Origin of the sequence: Thermococcus onnurineus NA1 (genome assembly GCF_000018365.1) — an archaeon.
GTDB classification, from domain to species: domain Archaea; phylum Methanobacteriota_B; class Thermococci; order Thermococcales; family Thermococcaceae; genus Thermococcus; species Thermococcus onnurineus.
Genome location: NC_011529.1, coordinates 63,418 through 79,019 on the forward strand (window position 1 = coordinate 63,418; position 15,602 = coordinate 79,019).

The window sequence follows — 15,602 nt, forward strand, 5'->3', positions numbered from 1 at the left end:
AGTGAGATGGGAAAGAGTTTGATTCAGCAGAGGAGAGGTAAGGGAACCACGACCTTTAGGGCCCCCTCCCACAGGTACAGGGGTGCCGTCAGGTACGTTCCGCTCAACCTGACAAAGGAGAAGACCCTCGTCGGTAAGGTCGTTGAGATACTCCACGACCCTGGAAGGACCGCTCCAGTGGCTCGCGTCAAGTTCGAGAACGGCATGGAGAAGCTCATTATCGCTCCCGAGGGAATCCTCGTCGGTGAGGAGATTGCCATAGGGCCGAACGCTCCAATCAAGATAGGCAACACCCTCCCGCTTGCCATGATACCAGAGGGAAGCTATGTCTATGACATAGAGGGAACCCCTGGAGACGGCGGTAAGTACGTTCGCGCTGGCGGTGTCTACGCCCTCGTCGTCAGCAGGGAGAAGGACAAGGTCATCGTCCAGCTCCCGAGCGGCGAGCTCAAGCAGTTCAACCCAATGTGCAGGGCCACCATTGGTGTCGTTGCAGGTGGTGGTAGGCTCGAGAAGCCTATCGTCAAGGCAGGAAAGGCATACTACATCGCCAAGGCGAGGAACAGGTTCTGGCCGAAGCCGAGGGGTGTCAAGATGAACGCCGTCAACCACCCACACGGTGGTAAGGAGCACCACATCGGAAGGCCAAGCACCGTTTCGAGGCGCGCTCCGCCTGGAAGGAAGGTCGGTCACATAGCCGCGAGAAGAACTGGTAGGAGGAAGTGAAGATGGCGAGAAAGAAGGAGTTTAGGTATAGGGGTTACACCTTCGAGGAACTGCTCAACATGTCACTTGAGGACTTTGCTAAGCTCCTCCCTGCGAGGCAGAGGAGGAGCCTTAAGAGGGGTCTCAGCCCCGAGCAGAAGAAGCTCCTCAGGAAGATCAGGCTTGCTAAGAAGGGCAAGTACAACAAGCCCATCAGGACCCACAGCAGGGACATGGTCATCCTTCCAGAGATGGTCGGCATGACCATTCACGTCTACAACGGAAAGGAATTCGTTCCAGTCGAGATTAAGGAGGAGATGATAGGCCACTACCTCGGTGAGTTTGCCCTCACGAGGAAGATCGTCCAGCACGGCTCGCCTGGTGTCGGTGCAACCAGGTCATCGATGTTCGTGGCCATCAAGTGAGGTGGTTTAGATGAGCAGGGGCAGGTTTTCCTACTCATTCCAAAATTTTGACCCCGAGAGGATGGCTCGTGCGAGCGGAAGGGACCTCAGGATTTCCCCGAAGCACAGCGTTGAGCTCCTGAGGGAGATAAAGGGCATGATGCTCAACGATGCACTCAAGTACCTTGACGACGTTATTGCCCTCAAGAGGCCGGTTCCAATGAGGCGCTTCAACGACAGCCAGGGTCACAAGCCGGGCAAGGGCTTCGGTCCAGGTCGCTACCCGGTCAAGGTCGCCAAGGCCGTTAAGAAAGTCCTCCTCAACGCCAAGAACAACGCAGAGCAGAAGGGTCTTGACCCGGACAGGCTCAAGATAATCCACGCTGCTGCCCACAGGGGACCAGTGCTCCGCGGATACATCCCGAGGGCCTTCGGAAGGGCCACACCGTTCAACGAGCAGACCACCCATATCGAGATAGTCGTTGAGGAGATTAGGAGGTGAGACGTTTGGCGATCGAGAGATACTTCATCAAGGAAGGCGTTAGGGAGATGCTCATCGACGAGTACCTTGAGAAGGAGCTTAGGCGCGCCGGTTATGGTGGTATAGACATCAAGAAGACCCCGCTCGGAACTAAGGTCATCATCTTCGCCGCCAACCCCGGTTATGTCATCGGAAGGGGCGGCAGGCGCATTAGGGAGCTCACCAGGATCCTTGAGAGGCAGTTTGGCCTCGAGAACCCGCAGATCGAGGTCGAGGAGATCAAGAACCCCTACCTCAACGCCAAGGTTCAGGCAGTCAGGCTCGCCCAGGCCCTTGAGAGGGGCGTCCACTTCAGGAGGGCAGCCTACGCTGCTATAAGGGCCATTATGAGAAACGGCGCTAGGGGCGTCGAGATAAGGATCAGCGGCAAACTCACCGGAGAGAGGGCCAAGAGTGTCAGGTTCTATCAGGGTTACCTTGCTAAGGTCGGAAACCCTGCCGAGACCCTCGTCAGCAAGGGTTATGCCCAGGCCCTGCTCAAGCTCGGCGTCATAGGTGTCAAGGTCTCCATCATGCCGCCCGACGCCAAGCTCCCGGACGAGATTGAGGTCATCGAGAAGCCCATCCAGGAAGAAGAGGTGAGTGAAGAATGAAGCCGAGCGAGATTAGAGAGATGAGCATTGAGGAGATCGACAAGAAGATTAGGGAGCTCCGCCTCGAGCTTGCCAAGGAGAGGGCTGTGCTCACCATGGGGGCCTCTCTTGAGAACCCCATGGTCATCCGCAACATCAGGCGCGATATCGCGCGCCTGCTTACCATAAAGAAAGAGAAGCTTAGGGAGAAAAGGTGATGGTTAGTGCCTAGGATTGTTAACCCTCTGGATGAGATGCTCTTTAAGGAGGTCCTGAAAGAGCAGCAGAGGATTAGAGTTTACATAGAGAAGGCCCGCTACGGAAAGCTTAAAACCATAATCGAGGGCATAGACGAGAAGGAGTTTGACCTCGAGGATATAGCCAAAAAGCTGAAGGCGAAGCTGGCATGCGGCGGAACGGTAAAGAAGGGAAGGATAGAGCTCCAGGGAGACCACAGAGAAAAGGTCAAGAAGTTGCTAGCAGACCTTGGATTTTCAGAGGACTTGATAGAAATCGAGTAACGGCGAAAAACATCCTCTGGCACGAGCTCATAGGGCTAAAAGCAAAAATTATAAGGGCATCTCATCCAGAGCTGGTTGGCATTGAGGGCTATGTCCTTGATGAGACGAGGAACACCCTCACCATATGCGGTGAGAGGGTCTGGGTTATCCCGAAGGATGTGGTGGAGCTCGAGTTTGAGGTTGGCGATAAAAGAATCCGGATCAACGGAAGGGAATTGATTGGAAGACCCGAGATGAGATTGAAGAAGAGGTGGAGACGATGAGAGAGATTGGATTGAAGATTCAGCCTCCCGCTGAGAAGTGTGATGACCCGCACTGCCCCTGGCACGGGAACCTCAAGATACACGGCAGATACTTTGAGGGCATCGTCATCAGCGACAAGCCCAAGAGGACCGTTACCGTTGAGAGGCAGCACTACCACTACCTCAAGAAGTACGAGAGGTATGAGCTAAGGAGGAGCAGGATACACGCACACAACCCACCGTGCATCAACGCCAAGCCCGGCGACAAGGTCCTCATTGCTGAGACCAGGCCGCTTAGCAAGACCAAGAGCTTCGTAGTCGTTGGCATACTTCAGAGGGCAGAGGAGAGGTGATAACAATGGCTAAGAAGGGTGCAGGTGCTACGAGAGGTATTAGTCCCGTCAGGCCGACCCGCGCTCTGCCAATCGGCGCCTACCTCAAGGTCGCCGACAACAGCGGCGCCAAGCTCATCCAGATAATTGGTGTTGTTGGTTACAAGGGAACCAGGAGGAGGCTTGCCAGTGCCGGCGTCGGCGACATGGTCGTCGCCACCGTCAAGAAGGGAAGGCCGGACATAAGGCACCAGGTCGTTAGGGCAGTTGTTGTCAGGCAGAGAAAGGAGTACAGAAGGCTCGATGGCATGCGCGTTAAGTTTGAGGACAACGCTGCTGCGATAGTCACCCCCGAGGGTGTTCCGAGGGGAACCGAGATCAGGGGTGCCATAGCTAGGGAGGCCGCCGAGAGGTGGGTTAGGCTCGGTAGCATAGCGAGCATTGTGTTGTGAGGTGAGAAGGATGAAGTTGGATACCAGGCAGCCGAGGAAGCAGAGGAAGTTCCTTTACAACGCTCCCCTTCACCTTAGGAGCAAGATAATGAGCGCCACCCTGAGCAAGGAGCTCAGGCAGAAGTACGGCGTGAGGAGCCTTCCGATAAGGGAGGGCGACAAGGTCAAAATCATGCGCGGCGACTACAAGGGCAAGGAAGGAAAGGTCGTTGAGGTTAACCTCAAGAGGTACAGGATCTATGTCGAGGGCGTTACCCAAAAGAAGGTCGACGGTACCGAGGTCTTCTACCCGGTTCACCCGTCGAACGTTATGATAGTCGAGCTCAACCTCAAGGACGAGGAGAGGGAGAAGATAATTGAGAGGAGGGCTGGTTGATGGCGAGGAAAGGCGCTAAGAGGCACCTTAAGAGGCTTGCCGCTCCAAATCAGTGGTATATTGAGAGGAAGGCCTACAAGTGGGCTGTCAGGCCAAGGCCCGGTCCGCACAGCATGAAGACCTCCATTCCGCTGCTTTATATCGTCAGGGACTACCTTGGCTATGCCAAGACCGCTCGTGAGGCTAGGAAGATACTCAACGAGGGCAAGATACTCGTTGACGGCCGTGTTAGGAAGGACTACAAGTTCCCGGTCGGTATAATGGACGTCGTTTCCATCCCCGAGACTGGTGAGCACTACAGGGTTCTTCCGAACAGGATTGGCAAGCTCATACTCCACCCAATAACTGAGAAGGAGGCCAACATAAAGCCTCTTAGGATCAGCAACAAGAGAATGGTTAAGGGAGCCAAGGTTCAGCTCAACCTTCACGACGGAAGCAACCACCTCGTTGCCTTCAGCGAGAAGGACAGGTTCATGACCGCCTACACTGTTCTCATGAAGGTTCCGGAGAGGGAGATAATCGAGGTCATCCCCTTCGAGGTCGGTGCCTACGTCTTCGTTACCCAGGGTAAGAACGTCGCAAGGAAAGGTAAGGTCGTCGAGGTCAGGCAGTTCCCAATGGGATGGCCGGATGTCGTCACCATCGAGGACGAGAACGGCGAGCTCTTTGACACCCTGAAGGAGTACGCCTTCGTGGTTGGAAAGGACAAGCCGGAGATTTCCCTTCCGTGAGGTGAGATGAGATGCAGATCAACAGAGAGGCCATACTTGCTGACTGGGAAGCTCACCCCATGAGGAAGCCCAGGATTGCGAAGGTCACCATAAACATTGGAGTTGGCGAGAGCGGTGAGAGGCTTACCAAGGCCGAGACCATGCTCGAGCAGCTCGTCGGCCAGAAGCCGATAAGGAGGCACGCGAAGCAGACCAACAAGGACTTCGGAATTAGACGCGGCGAGCCTATCGCTGTGAAGGTCACCCTCAGGGGTAAGAAGGCTGAAGAGATGCTCAGGAGGCTCCTCGCTGCGGTCGACAACAAGCTCAAGGCGAGCAACTTTGACGAGCATGGCAACTTCTGCTTCGGTATAGATGAGCACATCAACATCCCGGGCGTCGAGTACGACCCTGAGATAGGCATCTTTGGTATGGACGTCTGCGTTACTCTTGAGAGGCCTGGATTCAGGGTTGCCAAGAGGAAGAGGCAGAGGAAGAAGATACCGAACAGGCACAAGCTGACCAAGGAAGAGGGTATCGTCTTCGCTATGGAAGAGTTTAACGTCCAGGTGGAGGGATTGTGAGATGGCGAAGGCTGACTACAACAAGAGGAAGCCGAGGAAGTTTGGGAAGGGCGCCAGGAGATGCGTCCGCTGCGGACAGTACGGCCCAATCATCAGGATCCACGGCTTGATGCTCTGCAGGCACTGCTTTAGAGAGATAGCCCCCAAGCTGGGCTTTAAGAAGTACGAGTGAGGTGAGAGGAGATGACTTTGCTTGACCCGCTGGCTAACGCTCTCTCCCACATAACCAACAGCGAGAGGGTCGGAAAAAAGGAGGTTTACATAAAGCCAGCCTCCAAGCTCATTGGAGAGGTCCTCAGGGTTATGCAGGAGAACGGCTACATAGGTGAGTTCGAGTTCATCGACGACGGAAGGGCCGGTATCTACAGGGTGCAGCTCATAGGCAAGATAAACAAGGCCGGTGCGATAAAGCCAAGGTTCCCGGTCAAGGCGAGGGAGTACGAGGCCTGGGAGAAGAGGTTCCTTCCGGCTTTCGAGTTCGGTATCCTCATCGTCTCGACCTCCCAGGGCGTCATGACCCACAAAGAGGCCATAGAGAAGGGAATCGGCGGAAGGCTGATAGCCTACGTCTACTGAGGTGAGAGAGATGCCGATAGACGCGTGGGTAAGGGAAGAGGTTGAGATTCCAGAGGGAGTCGAGGTCACCATCGAGAGGAACGTCGTTAAGGTCAGGGGCCCGAAGGGCGAGCTCGAGAGGGAGCTCAAGTACCCGGGCGTTCAGATATTCACCGAGGACGGCAAGGTTGTCATTTACAAGGAGTTCCCGAGAAAGAAGGACATTGCCATAGCGAGAACCTTCAAGGCCCATATAGCCAACATGATCAAGGGCGTCACTGAAGGCTTCACTTACAAGCTCAAAGTCGTTTACAGCCACTTCCCCATGACTGTCAAGGTTCAGGGCGACGAGGTCGTCATCGAGAACTTCCTCGGTGAGAAGAATCCGAGGAGGGCCAAGATACTGCCCGGTGTTACCGTCAAGGTCATGGGTTCAGAGGTCATCGTCGAGGGCATTGATAAGGAAGCAGTTGGCCAGACTGCCGCAAACATCGAGCAGGCCACCAGGATAACCAAGTGGGATAGGAGAGTCTTCCAGGACGGTATCTACATAGTTGAGAAGGCGGGTAAGCCGATAAAGTTCTGAGGTGTGAGAAATGAACGAGAAAGCGAGACTCCTTAGGATTAGGGCCAGGCTCAAGAGGAAGAAGCCCAGGTTCCTCAGGCAGGAGTGGTGGCGCTATCCGAAGTTCAAGAACGACCCCAAGTGGCGCAGGCCTAAGGGTATTGACAGCAAGATGAGGCTCAAGAAGAAGGGTAAGGCCCGCTCACCGAGCATAGGCTGGAGCTCACCGAGGCTCGTCCGCGGGCTCCACCCGAGCGGCTACGAGGAAGTCCTTGTCCACAACGTCAAGGAGCTTGAAGCAATTGACCCTGCCAGGCAGGCTGCCAGGATAGCGAGGACCGTCGGCGCGAGGAAGAGAGAGATGATACTTGCCAGGGCCAAGGAGCTTGGTGTGAAGGTACTCAACCCGTGAGGTGAGACTGATGCTCAAGATGCAGAGAAGGATTGCCGCTGACATTTTGAAGTGCGGTGAGAACAGGGTCTGGATCGACCCTGAGAGGATTGATGACGTCGCCGCTGCCATCACGAGGGAGGACATCAAGAGGCTCATCAACGATGGCGTCATAAAGAAGAAGCCCATCAAGGGCCAGAGCAGGGCTAGGGCAAGGGCCTACCAGGAGGCCAGGAAGAAGGGCCGCCACAGGGGCCCGGGAAGCAGGAAGGGTAAGAAGACCGCCAGGATGGGCAAGAAGGAGCGCTGGATGATGACCATCCGCGCCCTCAGGAAGGAACTCAGGAAGCTTAAGGCCGAGGGCAAGATAGACGAACACACCTACAGGAGGCTGTACATCAGGGCCAAGGGTGGCCAGTTCAAGAACAAGAGGCAGCTTTACCTGTTCATGCAGGAGCACGGCATACTGAAGGAGTGAGGTGAGAGAGATGGCGCACGGACCGAGGTATAGGGTTCCGTTCAGGAGAAGGAGAGAGGGTAAGACTAACTATCACAAGAGGCTTGCCCTCCTCAAGTCGGGCAAGCCAAGGCTCGTCGTTAGGAAGAGCCTTAACCACCACATAGCTCAGATCGTCGTTTACGACCCTAAGGGTGACAAGACTATCGTCTCTGCTCACACGAGGGAACTCATGAGGGACTTTGGTTGGAAGGGCCATGGAGGAAACACCCCGAGTGCCTACCTTCTCGGCCTGCTTATAGGCTACAAGGCCAAGAAGGCTGGCATTGATGAGGCAATCCTTGACATAGGCCTGCACCCACCGACCAGGGGTTCGAGCGTCTTTGCCGTCCTCAAGGGTGCTGTTGACGCTGGCCTCAACGTCCCACACAGCGAGGAGATATATCCAGAGGACTACAGGATAACTGGCGAGCACATCGCCAACTACGCCAAGGCCCTCAAGGAAGAGGATGAGGGGAAGTACAGGAAGCAGTTCAGCAGCTACCTTGTCAAGGGCCTCGAGCCCGAGAAGCTTCCCGAGCACTTTGAGGAAGTCAAGGCGAGAATAATCGAAAAGTTTGAGGAGGCGAGAGAATGAGCGACCCGAGGGAGATCGCCCAGAGGGTTTTGGAGGAGTGGCAGCCGAGGACCAAGCTCGGCATGCTCGTCAAGGAGGGTCAGATAACTGACATTCACGAGATCTTTAGGAGGGGCTACCAGATCAAGGAGCCCGAGATCGTTGACGTCCTCCTTCCAGAGGTCAACCTCAGGGAGAACCAGGAAGTGCTCGACATAGCCCTTACCGTCAGGATGACTGACAGTGGCAGGAGGATCCGCTTCAGGGTTCTTGCTGCGGTGGGCAACAGGGACGGCTACGTTGGCCTTGGAATTGGGCATGGCAAGGAGGTTGGAATAGCCATCAGAAAGGCCATCAACTATGCCAAGATGAACATCATCGAAATCAAGCGCGGTTGCGGTTCCTGGGAGTGCAGGTGTAGGAGGCCGCACTCAATCCCGTTCGCCGTCGAGGGCAAGGAAGGAAGCGTCCGCGTCAAGCTCATGCCCGGACCGCGTGGCCTTGGACTGGTCATTGGTGACGTTGGCAAGAAGATACTCAGTCTCGCTGGTGTTCAGGACGTCTGGTCCCAGACCCTCGGTGAGACTAGGACTACCGTTAACTTCGCCAAGGCAGTCTTCAACGCGCTCTACAACACCAACAGGGTTGCCATCAAGCCCGGCATGATTGAGAAGTACGGTATCGTCGTCGGAAGGGAGATGGCGACGAGCTTCGAGCTGGAGTGAGGTGAGAGAGAATGGCAAAGCTCGCACTCATCAGGCTTAGGAGCGGAATCAGGGCGAGGGGAGAGGTTAGGGACACCCTCGCCATGCTCCGCCTCCACAGGATAAACCACCTCGTCCTCATCGACGACACCCCGAGCTACAAGGGAATGGTTCAGAAGGTTAAGGACTACATAACCTGGGGCGAGATTGATGCAGAGACCCTCGCCAAGCTCATCAGGAAGAGGGGCAGGCTCATCGGCAACAAGCCGGTTACTGACGACTACGTCAAGGAGAAGCTTGGAATGACCATTGAGGAGTTTGCCCAGAAGGTCGTCAGTGGAGAGATGAAGCTCACCGACCTGCCGAACATCAAGCCGGTCTTCAGGCTCCACCCGCCGAGGGGCGGCCTCAAGGGTAGCAAGAAGCGCTCCTTCAAGGAGGGCGGAGCACTCGGCTACCGCGGCGAGAAGATAAACGAGCTCATTGAGAGAATGCTCTGAGGTGGCGAGAGATGATAAGGAGGAAGAAGAAGGTTAGGAAGCTCCGCGGAAGTCACACTCATGGATGGGGCTGCAAGAAGAAGCACAGAGGTGGAGGAAGCAAGGGCGGTAGAGGAATGGCAGGCACCGGTAAGAGGAAGAACACCAAGTGGACTTGGACCATTAAGTATGCTCCTGATCACCTCGGCAAGAGGGGCTTCCACAGGCCTAAGGCTGTTCAGTACACTCCCAAGACCATAAACCTCAACGAGATCGACGAGAACCTCCCGCTCTTCCTCGATATAGGCGTTGCCTACGAGGAGGAGGGGAAGATCATCGTCGACACCACCCAGCTCGGCGTCGACAAGGTTCTTGGAACTGGAAAGCTCACCAGGCCCCTTGTCATCAAGGCCTACTACGTCACCCCCAAAGCCGAGGACAAGATTAAGGCCGCTGGCGGCGAGGTTCTCCTCGCCTGATTTCCATTTAATTTAACTTTTGGCGGGTGTTACTCATGGGGCTCAGAAACGTAGTGTTCGCGATTGAGAGGTACTTCCCAGAGGTTGAGCGGCCTAAAAGACACATTCCGCTCAAGGAGAAGTTCATGTGGACCGCCATTGTTCTGCTGCTGTACTTCGTTCTCGCGGAAATTCCGCTCTACGGAATCCCGCAGCAGATCCAGGACTACTTCGCCACGCTCAGGTTCGTCCTTGCCGGTAGAAGCGGTTCTCTTTTGACGCTGGGTATAGGCCCAATCGTCACCGCGAGCATAATCATGCAGCTTCTCGTCGGTTCCGAGATAATTCACCTTGATCTCTCAAATCATGAGGATAGGAGGTTTTACCAGGCAGCTCAAAAGCTGTTCGCTGTATTCATGAGCTTCTTCGAGTCGGCAATATACGTCTTTGCCGGCGCTTTCGGTAAGGTTGACACCAGCCTTGGTGCCTTCCAGACAGTCCAGACTCCGGGAGGCGCGGCTTACATAGGAATAGGGCTCGCCATACTGATACTTCTCCAGCTGGGATTTGCCTCGGTGATGCTCATCCTCCTCGATGAGCTTGTCAGTAAGTGGGGTATAGGTAGCGGTATCAGCCTCTTCATCGCCGCGGGAGTTTCACAGACAGTTATCGTCAAGGCTCTCAACCCTATGACTACTGCTGAATACATTGATCCAGTAACTGGCGGGCCGGCCATAGTTGGTGCTGTGCCTGCGTTTATCCAGCACTTGTTCTACGGTGATGTTACCGGAGCCCTATACAGGGGAACGCTACCAGACATGATGGACCTGCTGGCAACCATAGTTGTATTCCTAGTCGTCGTCTATCTAGAGAGCATGCGCGTTGAGATCCCGCTCAGCTATGGAAGGGTTACCGTTCGTGGAAGGTATCCGATAAGGTTCATGTACGTCAGCAACATTCCGATAATCCTGACGTTTGCTCTCTACGCTAACATACAGCTCTGGGCCAGGCTCCTCAACAACTTTGGCTACACTTGGCTTGGAACCTTCGATGCCAATGGGTATCCCATAAGCGGATTTGTCACATATCTCTACCCACCAAGGGACATCTACCACGTCATAGCAGATCCAACGAGGGCACTAGTTTACGCCCTAATGACAATATTCTGGTCGATAATCTTTGGTTTCTTGTGGGTAGAGCTCACCGGCCTAGACGCCAAGAGCATAGCTAGACAGCTTCAGAGCGCTGGACTTCAGATTCCAGGATTCAGAAGGGATCCGAGGATACTCGAGAGGGTTCTCAACAGGTACATACCCTACGTTACCTTCTTGGGTTCATTCACCCTAGCACTTGTCGCAGTGCTGGCAGACTTCCTTGGAGCTCTCGGAACTGGAACAGGAATCCTCCTTACCGTCGGTATCCTCTACAGGTTCTATGAGGAGATAGCCAGAGAGCAGGCCACCGAGATGTTCCCCGCTTTGAGAAAGTTCTTTGCCAAGTGAACTCTTTCCTTTCTTTACAAAACCTTTTAAACCCGGTTCGATTACTTCTTCCAGAAACCTCCTTGGGTGAGCATGATGCCGTTTGTGGTCATGATAACAGGAATCCCTGGCGTGGGGAAGAGTACCATAACCCGGCTGGCTCTCAGAAAAGCCCGAGCTAAGTTCAGACTGGTAAATTTCGGGGATCTAATGTTCGAGGAGGCAGTTAGGGCTGGCCTGGTGGAGCACAGGGACGAGATGAGAAAGCTCAATCCGAACGTCCAGAAGGAACTCCAGATGAAAGCGGCAAGGAGAATCGTTGAGATGGCAAAAACTGAACCAATACTCATTGATACTCACGCCACCATACGAACCCCTGTCGGTTACTTGCTCGGTTTCCCCAAGGAGGTTATAGAAGTCATAAACCCTAACTTCATAGTCATAATTGAGGCCACGCCAAGCGAGATACTCGGTAGAAGGCTTAGGGATCTTAAGCGCGATAGGGACGTTGAAACTGAAGAGCAGATACAGAGGCATCAGGATCTGAACCGTGCCGCGGCGGTTAGCTACGCGATGCACTCCAACGCGCTTATAAAGATAATCGAGAACCATGAGGATAAGGGCCTTGAGGAGGCTGTCCACGAGCTTGTTGAAGTACTGGATTTGGCGGTGGGAGAGTATGATTGAGGGAATATATACATTCCTTGACAACCTGTTCGGACCAATGATAACCTCGTACCACCCGATATGGGTAGTTACCGTGTCGGGAATAATACTCGGTGCGTTCTTCACCTTAATCAACTACGTTCTGGTTGATCAGGAGAAGGTTAAACTGCTCCAGAAGAAGAGCAAGGAGTTTCAGAAGAAGTACAAAGAGGCTCAGGCCTCCAGGGATGAGAAGAAGCTCAAGAAGCTCCAGCAGGAGCAGATGGAGCTCATGAAGCTCCAAAGTGAGGTCATGAAGGACACAATGTTCAAGGTCACCCTGCTGACGATGCCTATATTCTGGATATTCTTCACTTGGCTTAGGAGATGGTACTTTGAGGTAGGCATAGCAAAGGCTCCCTTTGACTTTTTCCTCTTCGACTGGTTCCATGGCCTGTATCACTCTGGCCTTCCTCCCAGTGAGCTGGGATACATAGGTTGGTATATCATGACCTCCATGATAACGGGTTACATCCTTAGGAAGCTCCTTGATATGGGTTAAATTTAAAAACGCTTGACAAAAAGGCATTGCGAGGTGAGAGAAATGAAGCCAATGTACAGGTCAAGGTCATGGAGAAGGAAGTACGTCAGGACTCCGGGCGGAAGGACGGTCATACACTTTGAGAGGAAGAAGCCAAAGATTGCCCACTGTGCCATGTGCGGCAGGCCGCTCAACGGTGTCCCGCGCGGCAGGCCGAGCGAGCTCAGAAAGCTCCCGAAGACCAAGAAGAGACCTGAGAGGCCCTATCCGAACCTCTGCCCGAGCTGCATGAGGAAGGTTATAAAGGCCCAGATTAGGGCCGGGATTTCCCTTTGAGGTGCGAACATGCCCAAGGGCTGCCTCGTCATAACCGTCAGCGGCCTAGCCGGTTCGGGAACGACCACTCTGTGCAGGAATCTCGCCAAGCACTACGGCTTCAAGCACATCTATGCCGGCTTAATCTTTCGCCAGATGGCCAAGGAGATGGGGATGACCCTTCAGGAGTTCCAGGAGTATGCCGAGCTTCATCCCGAGATCGACAGGGAGGTTGACAGGAGGCAGGTTGAGGCAGCCAAGGAGTGCAACGTCATTATTGAAGGCCGCCTTGCAGGCTGGATGGTTAAGGACGCTGACCTTAAGATATGGCTCGACGCTCCGATAATGGAGCGCGCTAGGCGTGTCGCTCTCAGGGAGGGCATAACCGTAGAGGAGGCCTTCGTGCAGATAGCCGAGCGCGAGAAGGGCAACAGGAAAAGGTATTTAAACCTCTACGGTATTGACATCGACGACAAGTCGATTTATGACTTGATAATCAACACCGCTAAATGGGGTCCCGATGGGGTCTTCGCGATTGTGAAGGCCGCCATCGACCACCTTTACCCCGACGGTGACGCGGGGTCGGGCGTTAGCCCGGGCAACAAAAAGAAGGAGGTGGGATGAATGCCAGCCATTGAGGTTGGAAGAATAGCCGTTATCATTGCAGGGAGGAGGGCTGGCCAGAAGGTCGTCGTCGTTGACGTCATCGACAAGAATTTCGTCCTCGTTACCGGCGCTGGCCTTAACAAGGTCAAGCGCAGGAGGATGAACGTCAAGCACCTCGAGCCCCTCCCAGAGAGGGTCAACATCGAGAGGGGTGCTGACGACGAGGCCGTTAAGGCCGCCCTTGAGCAGGCTGGAATCAGCCTCGAGTGAAATCCCTGGAGGCCATTTGGCCTCTTTTTAACTTCTCAACACTTTTAAGGTCCTTCTCTGGAGACTCTTTTGGTGATGGCATGAAAACTGCACTTATAACAGGTGCGACCGGCGGCATTGGGAGGCTTCTGGTGGAGGCTCTCGTTGGGAGGGACTACCGGGTTATAGGCGTTGCGAGAAACGAGGAGAGACTGAAGGAACTCCAATCGTTGGGCAACTTTGACTATATCGTGGCAGATCTGCGGGAGAGAAACGTCCCCAAAGTTATTAGAAGTGAGTTGAGAAACCTCGGTGTTGAGAGGCTCGACGTTCTCATAAACAACGCAGGCTTTGGTATACTGAAGCCCCTGGTAGAGCAGAGCGAAGAGGAGCTGGAAGAGATTTTCAGGGTGAACACGATAGCCCCGGTGGCTCTCACACGTGAGCTCTTGGACTTAATCCCTTTGGGTGGCAAGGTTGTGATGGTTTTGAGCGGTGTGGTTTTCGTGAACGTGAGGGACCTTCCCTCCTACGGTGCCTCAAAGGCGGCCCTCCACTATCTCTCAGTTAATCTAGAGCACGAGCTTGAGAAGAAGGGAATAACGCTCATCCGGGTTTATCCCAAGCAGGTCTCCACACCCTTTTGGAACGACAGGGTTCCACAGGGGGCACTACACCCTAAGGATGTCGTCAGTGCAATTATCACCGCCATCGAAAAGAACAAGCGCGAGGTCTTCATTCCGAGTTATCTTAAGCTCGTGAAGTACCTCCCCCGTTGGCCTGTCTTCAACTACCGCTTCAAGTTCTGAGGGCAGGTTTATAAAGCGCGAACTCGAGGTTACCACGATAACGCTCATCGGGTGATGCTCATGGCGAGGGACGAAGTGAGGAGAATCCTTCCAGCCGATATAAAGCGCGAGGTTCTGATAAAGGACGAGAAGGCTGAGACAAACCCCAAGTGGGGCTTTCCGCCCGAGAAGAGGCCTATGGAGATGCACATGCAGTTCGGCATAATCAACCTCGACAAGCCTCCAGGCCCTACAAGCCACGAGGTAGTTGCTTGGGTTAAGAAGCTCTTCAACCTTAACAAAGCCGGTCACGGTGGAACCCTCGACCCCAAGGTGAGCGGCGTTCTTCCAGTTGCCCTCGAGAGAGCTACAAGGGTGGTTCAGGCGCTGCTTCCAGCGGGTAAGGAGTACGTTGCTCTGATGCACCTCCACGGCGAGGTTCCGGAGGACAAAATCTACGCCGTCATGAAAGAGTTTGAGGGGGAGATAATCCAGAGGCCGCCCCTGAGGAGCGCGGTCAAGAGAAGGCTGAGGACGAGGAAGGTGTACTACATTGAGATACTCGAAATAGACGGCAAGGACGTGCTCTTCAGGGTTGGTGTTGAGGCGGGAACCTACATCCGTTCACTGATCCACCACATCGGCCTTGCCTTGGGTGTTGGGGCCCACATGGCCGAGCTTCGCCGTACCAGAAGCGGCCCATTCAAGGAGGATGAAACCCTGGTAACCCTCCATGACCTTGTTGATTACTATCACTTCTGGAAGGAGGATGGCATTGAGGAATACTTCAGGAAGGCGATACAGCCGATGGAGAAGGCCGTTGAGCACCTGCCGAAGGTGTGGATTAGGGACTCTGCGGTTGCGGCGGTTACTCATGGCGCTGATCTTGCAGTTCCGGGAATAGTCAAGGTTCACAAGGGTATCAAGAAGGGCGATTTAGTTGCTGTGATGACCCTCAAGGACGAGCTCGTCGCACTAGGTAAGGCCACCATGACGAGCGGTGAGATGCTCCAGAAGAGCAAGGGAATAGCGGTTGACGTCGACAAGGTCTTCATGCCGAGGGACTGGTATCCCAAGCTCTGGTGAGGGACTTGTCTCGGTCTCTCACTTTCTTGATACCTTTCTCTCTCCGGTTGAGGCATTCTATAATGAACGTTTGTCTTCTCCGGTCTACTCTCTTACTCTTGCTTTTTTCGTCTCATTCTCTTCTTGATGCTACGGTTGGAAATTGGAAATCCTACGAAAAAACAGAACTAATTTTAACTTGTAATTGGAAAAGCTTTTAAGGATTTTGACATTGGATCTGGTGATAA

At 54.2% G+C, this 15,602-nt stretch carries 29 protein-coding genes; all 29 read left to right on the forward strand.

The window, feature by feature from the left end:
* Positions 1-6 precede the first annotated feature (6 nt).
* Positions 7-726 (forward strand): 50S ribosomal protein L2, encoded by a 720-nt coding sequence (locus TON_RS00345; protein ID WP_012571026.1) that lies wholly within the window; start codon positions 7-9, stop codon positions 724-726.
* Positions 727-728: 2 nt separating this feature from the next.
* Positions 729-1,130: a 30S ribosomal protein S19 gene (locus TON_RS00350; RefSeq protein ID WP_012571027.1), complete on the forward strand. Its 402-nt coding sequence runs from the start codon at positions 729-731 to the stop codon at positions 1,128-1,130.
* A gap of 10 nt (positions 1,131-1,140) precedes the next feature.
* Positions 1,141-1,611: a 50S ribosomal protein L22 gene (gene rplV / locus TON_RS00355; RefSeq protein ID WP_012571028.1), complete on the forward strand. Its 471-nt coding sequence runs from the start codon at positions 1,141-1,143 to the stop codon at positions 1,609-1,611.
* Positions 1,612-1,616: 5 nt separating this feature from the next.
* The gene (gene rpsC, locus TON_RS00360; protein ID WP_012571029.1) at positions 1,617-2,243 is read left to right on the forward strand and encodes a 30S ribosomal protein S3; all 627 of its coding nucleotides are present in this window, start codon (positions 1,617-1,619) and stop codon (positions 2,241-2,243) included.
* Entirely contained in the window at positions 2,240-2,440 is a 201-nt protein-coding gene (gene rpmC / locus TON_RS00365; protein WP_012571030.1) for a 50S ribosomal protein L29, read from the forward strand. Before rpsC ends, rpmC begins: the two co-directional genes overlap by 4 nt.
* Before the next feature lie 36 nt (positions 2,441-2,476).
* On the forward strand, positions 2,477-2,743 hold the full coding sequence (gene yciH / locus TON_RS00370; RefSeq protein ID WP_206203365.1) for a stress response translation initiation inhibitor YciH: 267 nt from the start codon (positions 2,477-2,479) through the stop codon (positions 2,741-2,743).
* On the forward strand, positions 2,629-3,006 hold the full coding sequence (locus TON_RS00375; RefSeq protein ID WP_012571032.1) for a ribonuclease P protein component 1: 378 nt from the start codon (positions 2,629-2,631) through the stop codon (positions 3,004-3,006). The genes yciH and TON_RS00375 overlap by 115 nt, the downstream gene beginning before the upstream one ends.
* Positions 3,003-3,338 carry a 30S ribosomal protein S17 gene (locus TON_RS00380; protein WP_012571033.1) on the forward strand — a complete coding sequence of 112 codons (336 nt, stop codon included), beginning with the start codon at positions 3,003-3,005 and terminating at the stop codon, positions 3,336-3,338. The genes TON_RS00375 and TON_RS00380 overlap by 4 nt, the downstream gene beginning before the upstream one ends.
* 5 nt (positions 3,339-3,343) lie before the next feature.
* The gene (locus TON_RS00385) at positions 3,344-3,769 is read left to right on the forward strand and encodes a 50S ribosomal protein L14 (RefSeq protein WP_012571034.1); all 426 of its coding nucleotides are present in this window, start codon (positions 3,344-3,346) and stop codon (positions 3,767-3,769) included.
* 10 nt (positions 3,770-3,779) lie between these two features.
* Positions 3,780-4,145, forward strand: a complete 366-nt coding sequence (gene rplX, locus TON_RS00390; protein ID WP_012571035.1) for a 50S ribosomal protein L24 — start codon at positions 3,780-3,782, stop codon at positions 4,143-4,145.
* Positions 4,145-4,876, forward strand: coding sequence for a 30S ribosomal protein S4e (locus tag TON_RS00395; RefSeq protein WP_012571036.1), 732 nt, complete (start codon positions 4,145-4,147; stop codon positions 4,874-4,876). Before rplX ends, TON_RS00395 begins: the two co-directional genes overlap by 1 nt.
* Positions 4,877-4,887: 11 nt before the next feature.
* The gene (locus tag TON_RS00400; RefSeq protein WP_012571037.1) at positions 4,888-5,439 is read left to right on the forward strand and encodes a 50S ribosomal protein L5; all 552 of its coding nucleotides are present in this window, start codon (positions 4,888-4,890) and stop codon (positions 5,437-5,439) included.
* A gap of 1 nt (position 5,440) precedes the next feature.
* On the forward strand, positions 5,441-5,611 hold the full coding sequence (locus TON_RS00405; RefSeq protein ID WP_012571038.1) for a 30S ribosomal protein S14: 171 nt from the start codon (positions 5,441-5,443) through the stop codon (positions 5,609-5,611).
* 11 nt (positions 5,612-5,622) lie between these two features.
* Complete coding sequence (locus tag TON_RS00410) at positions 5,623-6,015, forward strand: 30S ribosomal protein S8 (protein WP_012571039.1); 393 nt, start codon at positions 5,623-5,625, stop codon at positions 6,013-6,015.
* Positions 6,016-6,025: 10 nt separating this feature from the next.
* Positions 6,026-6,580, forward strand: a complete 555-nt coding sequence (locus TON_RS00415; RefSeq protein WP_012571040.1) for a 50S ribosomal protein L6 — start codon at positions 6,026-6,028, stop codon at positions 6,578-6,580.
* Positions 6,581-6,590: 10 nt separating this feature from the next.
* The gene (locus TON_RS00420) at positions 6,591-6,971 is read left to right on the forward strand and encodes a 50S ribosomal protein L32e (RefSeq protein WP_012571041.1); all 381 of its coding nucleotides are present in this window, start codon (positions 6,591-6,593) and stop codon (positions 6,969-6,971) included.
* Between the two features lie 10 nt (positions 6,972-6,981).
* Positions 6,982-7,428: a 50S ribosomal protein L19e gene (locus TON_RS00425; RefSeq protein ID WP_012571042.1), complete on the forward strand. Its 447-nt coding sequence runs from the start codon at positions 6,982-6,984 to the stop codon at positions 7,426-7,428.
* A 10-nt stretch (positions 7,429-7,438) separates the two neighbouring features.
* Positions 7,439-8,044 carry a 50S ribosomal protein L18 gene (locus TON_RS00430; RefSeq protein WP_012571043.1) on the forward strand — a complete coding sequence of 202 codons (606 nt, stop codon included), beginning with the start codon at positions 7,439-7,441 and terminating at the stop codon, positions 8,042-8,044.
* Entirely contained in the window at positions 8,041-8,748 is a 708-nt protein-coding gene (rpsE, locus tag TON_RS00435) for a 30S ribosomal protein S5 (protein WP_012571044.1), read from the forward strand. The genes TON_RS00430 and rpsE overlap by 4 nt, the downstream gene beginning before the upstream one ends.
* 11 nt (positions 8,749-8,759) lie before the next feature.
* Positions 8,760-9,227, forward strand: coding sequence for a 50S ribosomal protein L30 (locus tag TON_RS00440; RefSeq protein ID WP_012571045.1), 468 nt, complete (start codon positions 8,760-8,762; stop codon positions 9,225-9,227).
* Between the two features lie 11 nt (positions 9,228-9,238).
* The gene (locus TON_RS00445) at positions 9,239-9,685 is read left to right on the forward strand and encodes an uL15 family ribosomal protein (RefSeq protein ID WP_012571046.1); all 447 of its coding nucleotides are present in this window, start codon (positions 9,239-9,241) and stop codon (positions 9,683-9,685) included.
* A 35-nt stretch (positions 9,686-9,720) separates the two neighbouring features.
* The gene (secY, locus tag TON_RS00450) at positions 9,721-11,166 is read left to right on the forward strand and encodes a preprotein translocase subunit SecY (RefSeq protein ID WP_012571047.1); all 1,446 of its coding nucleotides are present in this window, start codon (positions 9,721-9,723) and stop codon (positions 11,164-11,166) included.
* Between the two features lie 75 nt (positions 11,167-11,241).
* Entirely contained in the window at positions 11,242-11,832 is a 591-nt protein-coding gene (locus TON_RS00455) for an adenylate kinase (protein ID WP_012571048.1), read from the forward strand.
* Complete coding sequence (locus TON_RS00460) at positions 11,825-12,352, forward strand: DUF106 domain-containing protein (RefSeq protein WP_012571049.1); 528 nt, start codon at positions 11,825-11,827, stop codon at positions 12,350-12,352. The genes TON_RS00455 and TON_RS00460 overlap by 8 nt, the downstream gene beginning before the upstream one ends.
* A 42-nt stretch (positions 12,353-12,394) precedes the next feature.
* A complete protein-coding gene (locus TON_RS00465; protein ID WP_012571050.1) occupies positions 12,395-12,667 on the forward strand; it encodes a 50S ribosomal protein L34e in 273 nt (90 codons plus the stop codon).
* A gap of 9 nt (positions 12,668-12,676) precedes the next feature.
* Positions 12,677-13,270 (forward strand): (d)CMP kinase, encoded by a 594-nt coding sequence (cmk, locus tag TON_RS00470; RefSeq protein WP_012571051.1) that lies wholly within the window; start codon positions 12,677-12,679, stop codon positions 13,268-13,270.
* Positions 13,271-13,522 (forward strand): 50S ribosomal protein L14e, encoded by a 252-nt coding sequence (locus tag TON_RS00475; protein ID WP_012571052.1) that lies wholly within the window; start codon positions 13,271-13,273, stop codon positions 13,520-13,522.
* Positions 13,523-13,602: 80 nt separating this feature from the next.
* Positions 13,603-14,310: an SDR family NAD(P)-dependent oxidoreductase gene (locus TON_RS00480; RefSeq protein WP_012571053.1), complete on the forward strand. Its 708-nt coding sequence runs from the start codon at positions 13,603-13,605 to the stop codon at positions 14,308-14,310.
* 60 nt (positions 14,311-14,370) lie between these two features.
* On the forward strand, positions 14,371-15,375 hold the full coding sequence (locus TON_RS00485; protein WP_012571054.1) for an RNA-guided pseudouridylation complex pseudouridine synthase subunit Cbf5: 1,005 nt from the start codon (positions 14,371-14,373) through the stop codon (positions 15,373-15,375).
* The last annotated feature ends 227 nt before the right edge of the window (positions 15,376-15,602 follow it).

Bases quoted from the DNA above. Each gene is read 5' to 3' on its own strand.
- TON_RS00345 (WP_012571026.1), top strand. From the start codon at position 7: ATGGGAAAGAGTTTGATTCAGCAGAGGAGAGGTAAGGGAACCACGACC.
- TON_RS00350 (WP_012571027.1), top strand. From the start codon at position 729: ATGGCGAGAAAGAAGGAGTTTAGGTATAGGGGTTACACCTTCGAGGAA.
- rplV (WP_012571028.1), top strand. From the start codon at position 1,141: ATGAGCAGGGGCAGGTTTTCCTACTCATTCCAAAATTTTGACCCCGAG.
- rpmC (WP_012571030.1), top strand. From the start codon at position 2,240: ATGAAGCCGAGCGAGATTAGAGAGATGAGCATTGAGGAGATCGACAAG.
- yciH (WP_206203365.1), top strand. From the start codon at position 2,477: ATGCTCTTTAAGGAGGTCCTGAAAGAGCAGCAGAGGATTAGAGTTTAC.
- TON_RS00375 (WP_012571032.1), top strand. From the start codon at position 2,629: ATGCGGCGGAACGGTAAAGAAGGGAAGGATAGAGCTCCAGGGAGACCA.
- TON_RS00380 (WP_012571033.1), top strand. From the start codon at position 3,003: ATGAGAGAGATTGGATTGAAGATTCAGCCTCCCGCTGAGAAGTGTGAT.
- TON_RS00385 (WP_012571034.1), top strand. From the start codon at position 3,344: ATGGCTAAGAAGGGTGCAGGTGCTACGAGAGGTATTAGTCCCGTCAGG.
- rplX (WP_012571035.1), top strand. From the start codon at position 3,780: ATGAAGTTGGATACCAGGCAGCCGAGGAAGCAGAGGAAGTTCCTTTAC.
- TON_RS00395 (WP_012571036.1), top strand. From the start codon at position 4,145: ATGGCGAGGAAAGGCGCTAAGAGGCACCTTAAGAGGCTTGCCGCTCCA.
- TON_RS00400 (WP_012571037.1), top strand. From the start codon at position 4,888: ATGCAGATCAACAGAGAGGCCATACTTGCTGACTGGGAAGCTCACCCC.
- TON_RS00405 (WP_012571038.1), top strand. From the start codon at position 5,441: ATGGCGAAGGCTGACTACAACAAGAGGAAGCCGAGGAAGTTTGGGAAG.
- TON_RS00410 (WP_012571039.1), top strand. From the start codon at position 5,623: ATGACTTTGCTTGACCCGCTGGCTAACGCTCTCTCCCACATAACCAAC.
- TON_RS00415 (WP_012571040.1), top strand. From the start codon at position 6,026: ATGCCGATAGACGCGTGGGTAAGGGAAGAGGTTGAGATTCCAGAGGGA.
- TON_RS00420 (WP_012571041.1), top strand. From the start codon at position 6,591: ATGAACGAGAAAGCGAGACTCCTTAGGATTAGGGCCAGGCTCAAGAGG.
- TON_RS00425 (WP_012571042.1), top strand. From the start codon at position 6,982: ATGCTCAAGATGCAGAGAAGGATTGCCGCTGACATTTTGAAGTGCGGT.
- TON_RS00430 (WP_012571043.1), top strand. From the start codon at position 7,439: ATGGCGCACGGACCGAGGTATAGGGTTCCGTTCAGGAGAAGGAGAGAG.
- rpsE (WP_012571044.1), top strand. From the start codon at position 8,041: ATGAGCGACCCGAGGGAGATCGCCCAGAGGGTTTTGGAGGAGTGGCAG.
- TON_RS00440 (WP_012571045.1), top strand. From the start codon at position 8,760: ATGGCAAAGCTCGCACTCATCAGGCTTAGGAGCGGAATCAGGGCGAGG.
- TON_RS00445 (WP_012571046.1), top strand. From the start codon at position 9,239: ATGATAAGGAGGAAGAAGAAGGTTAGGAAGCTCCGCGGAAGTCACACT.
- secY (WP_012571047.1), top strand. From the start codon at position 9,721: ATGGGGCTCAGAAACGTAGTGTTCGCGATTGAGAGGTACTTCCCAGAG.
- TON_RS00455 (WP_012571048.1), top strand. From the start codon at position 11,242: ATGCCGTTTGTGGTCATGATAACAGGAATCCCTGGCGTGGGGAAGAGT.
- TON_RS00460 (WP_012571049.1), top strand. From the start codon at position 11,825: ATGATTGAGGGAATATATACATTCCTTGACAACCTGTTCGGACCAATG.
- TON_RS00465 (WP_012571050.1), top strand. From the start codon at position 12,395: ATGAAGCCAATGTACAGGTCAAGGTCATGGAGAAGGAAGTACGTCAGG.
- cmk (WP_012571051.1), top strand. From the start codon at position 12,677: ATGCCCAAGGGCTGCCTCGTCATAACCGTCAGCGGCCTAGCCGGTTCG.
- TON_RS00475 (WP_012571052.1), top strand. From the start codon at position 13,271: ATGCCAGCCATTGAGGTTGGAAGAATAGCCGTTATCATTGCAGGGAGG.
- TON_RS00480 (WP_012571053.1), top strand. From the start codon at position 13,603: ATGAAAACTGCACTTATAACAGGTGCGACCGGCGGCATTGGGAGGCTT.
- TON_RS00485 (WP_012571054.1), top strand. From the start codon at position 14,371: ATGGCGAGGGACGAAGTGAGGAGAATCCTTCCAGCCGATATAAAGCGC.